This is a genomic window from Skermanella sp., from assembly GCF_059503625.1.
In genome coordinates this window covers 1-2,141 of record NZ_JCACHA010000505.1, presented here as the reverse complement: position 1 = coordinate 2,141, position 2,141 = coordinate 1, and the positions used below count along the sequence as shown (strand labels likewise).

The window sequence follows — 2,141 nt, the reverse complement described above, 5'->3', positions numbered from 1 at the left end:
TCGCTTCGGCCTCGTTCCCTCAGCGCCGGCCGCCGACCTCGTCCAGGTGCTTCAGCATGTCGGCCGGGTCCTCGTAGACGCGGAAGGCGCCTGCCCGCTGGAGTTCGTCCTCGCCATAGCCGCCGCACAGCAGGCCGACGCTGAGCGCGCGGGCGCGCTGGGCCGCCAGCGTGTCCCAGATGCTGTCGCCGACGACGATGCAGGACTGGATATCGACACCCAGCCGCTCGGCTGCGGTCAGGAACAGGTCGGGGTCCGGCTTGGCGTACTTGACCTGATCGCGCGTGACCACGGGGACCTTGGCGAGGTCGATGCCCAGCATCTCCAGATTGGGGCCGGCGGTCTCCATCCGGCCGCTGGTCGCGATGGTCCAGGGGATGCCGGCGGCGGTCAGGTGCGCCAGAAGCTCACGCGATTCGGGCAAGGCGCGGACCTTGCCGGACTGCCGGCGATAGGCTTCGGCATGGCGGTTGCGCAGGCGGTCCAGCAAGTCCTGGCTGATGTCGATCTGGGTTTCCCGGATCAGCATATTGGCGAACAATCCGCCGCTCATGCCGATCTTGCGGTGGATGCGCCATGCGGAAAGCTCGATGTTTTCGGCGTCCAGCGCTTCCTGCCATGCCAGCACGTGCTGGTAGACGCTGTCGATCAGCGTGCCGTCCAGATCGAAGATGAAGGCGGTATCCATGTGAGCCATGAGGATCTCCTTAGAATCGCGCGCGAAGGGTGAACAGGTCCATATAAGTGACGTTTGCGCCACCCTGGGTAAGTAACCTTGGGATTACCAACCCTGCTCGATTGTCCGCTTGACGGGCGAAACATAGGCTTTGTCAGGCAAGCCTTCTCGAAAGGCTGGCGTTCCGGAAGGTTTTCGACAGCATGATAAAGCATTTGAAGCTCACGCGCCGGGCGGCTCTGGCGGGCTTCGCCGCCGCCGGCGGCCTGATGGCCATCCAGCCCCGCGCCCAAGCCTTCGCCCTGCCCGAACGGGCCGGCGACCCGCAGCTCGCGGAGACGGCGCTCAGCATGTTCAGCAGCCCGCGCGACGTCCGCCGCGTCGGCATGGCGTGCCGGGGGCACGCGGAGTTGTGCCAGTCGAGGCAGGCGCTGGTGGACAGCATCTTCGGACCGGAGCGCGACCGTCTGGCGGCCGGCGACCCTGCACAGGTCCATGGCTGGCTGCGGACCCGCATCCGGGAAGACTTCGGCGCCGGGCGGACGGTAACCGTCGACGGCTGGGTGCTGGCCGATACCGAAGCAAGGCTCTACGCCCTGGCCGCCCACGCCTGAGCGGCGGCCCGGCGATCACTCGCCGGGCGCCGGATATCCCCGCGCCGGCAGCGGCATGGCGGACCGGCTGACCGCCGGGACGCGGCGCGGCGTCAGGTAGAGCAGCGTCACCATCATGAGCATCCAGGTCAGCTCGCTCTGCTCCAGCAGGAACTTCTCGGTGAAGCTGTAGATCAGCGCGTAGACCATGATCAGGGCGTAGAACAGCCCGACGATGTCGTTGCTCCTGATCAGGCGCGAATAGGCCCGGCCGATGCCGGTCGCGAACATCACGACGAAGATGCCGAGGCCGACGAAGCCCAGTTCCAGCCAGACGTCGAGATAGCCGTTGTGCCCGTTGCCGACCACCGCCCACAGGCGGGCATAGACGTAGCTGGCGCCTTCCGGCGTCCAGAACGCCCGGTATCCCGCCCCCAGCATCGAGTGGTTCATGCCGGCGTGGATCGCGTGGGTCCAGATCGTGGTGCGGCCGGTAAAGGTCAGATCGCGGCCCACGGCTTCGAGGCCGACGACCAGGAACTGGGTGACCGCCATCACGCCGGCGAACCCAACGATCAGCAGGGTGCCGACCCGCAGCGACATCGGCAGGCGGGCGCCGCGCAGGAAGCGCAGCACCGGGATGAAGAGCAGCAGGGCCATCGTGGTGATCCAGGCCGTGCGCGACTGGGACATGGCGAGCATGAAGGCGCAAAGCCCGAACCCGGCCCAGTTGAACCAGTTCTTCTTGCCGTCCTTCTCGATCAGCAGCAGGCAGAAGATCACGACGGCCAGCGACATCATGCGGCCGAGCCGGTTCTTGTGGCCGAACGACCCCCGCCAGCTGCCGGCCAGCGCATCGTGGTGGATGGTCG

The 2,141-nt window shown here is 67.0% G+C and carries 3 protein-coding genes; 1 reads left to right on the top strand and 2 read right to left on the bottom strand.

The genetic code is table 11. The features are described 5' to 3' along the window. Nucleotides 1-19: 19 nt before the first annotated feature. Nucleotides 20-697, bottom strand: coding sequence for an HAD family hydrolase (locus tag AC5JJ6_RS10905; RefSeq protein WP_496042054.1), 678 nt, complete (start codon nt 695-697; stop codon nt 20-22). Between the two features lie 182 nt (nt 698-879). Between AC5JJ6_RS10905 and AC5JJ6_RS10900 the strand changes: the two genes are divergently transcribed. Next, a complete protein-coding gene (locus AC5JJ6_RS10900; protein ID WP_496042053.1) occupies nt 880-1,290 on the top strand; it encodes a hypothetical protein in 411 nt (136 codons plus the stop codon). Between the two features lie 15 nt (nt 1,291-1,305). On the opposite strand, the gene AC5JJ6_RS10895 is transcribed toward AC5JJ6_RS10900, so the two are convergent. Further along, the coding region (locus AC5JJ6_RS10895) for an O-antigen ligase family protein (RefSeq protein ID WP_496042052.1) at nt 1,306-2,141 on the bottom strand (836 nt) is incomplete at its 5' end.

Bases quoted from the DNA above. Each gene is read 5' to 3' on its own strand.
- AC5JJ6_RS10900 (WP_496042053.1), top strand. From the start codon at position 880: ATGATAAAGCATTTGAAGCTCACGCGCCGGGCGGCTCTGGCGGGCTTC.
- AC5JJ6_RS10905 (WP_496042054.1), bottom strand. From the start codon at position 697: ATGGCTCACATGGATACCGCCTTCATCTTCGATCTGGACGGCACGCTG.